Origin of the sequence: Coprococcus sp. AM100_B19A, from assembly GCF_027662015.1 — a bacterium.
Lineage (GTDB): Bacteria > Bacillota > Clostridia > Lachnospirales > Lachnospiraceae > Allocoprococcus > Allocoprococcus comes.
The window spans coordinates 1-325 of record NZ_JAQDKN010000034.1; the positions used below are offsets into that span (position 1 = coordinate 1).

Annotated in this window: 1 protein-coding gene; it reads left to right on the plus strand. The window is 44.6% G+C overall.

The annotated features are described in order from the left end of the window. The coding region (locus PGQ33_RS16530) for a DUF134 domain-containing protein (protein WP_270206114.1) at positions 1-325 on the plus strand (325 nt) is incomplete at both ends.

The window sequence follows — 325 nt, forward strand, 5'->3', positions numbered from 1 at the left end:
AAATGCAGAAAAGTCTGTCATTTCCCCAATGTTTTAGAATTTCTTCCGGCAGATGATACTGAGAAAAAAACACCCATTGTTCTAACGGTAGATGAGTACGAGACAATCCGTCTTTTGGACAAGAAAGGTTACAGTCAGGAGCAGTGTGCAGCATCTATGCAAGTCGCAAGAACAACGGTCCAGCGAATTTACGAGATCGCCAGGAAAAAGATCGCAGATGCACTTATCGACGGGCATCCACTCAAAATTGAGGGCGGAGATTTCAGAATCTGTGACGGTCAGAGCGGCAACTGCAGCTTTGGAGGATGTTACAAACAGGAAATTT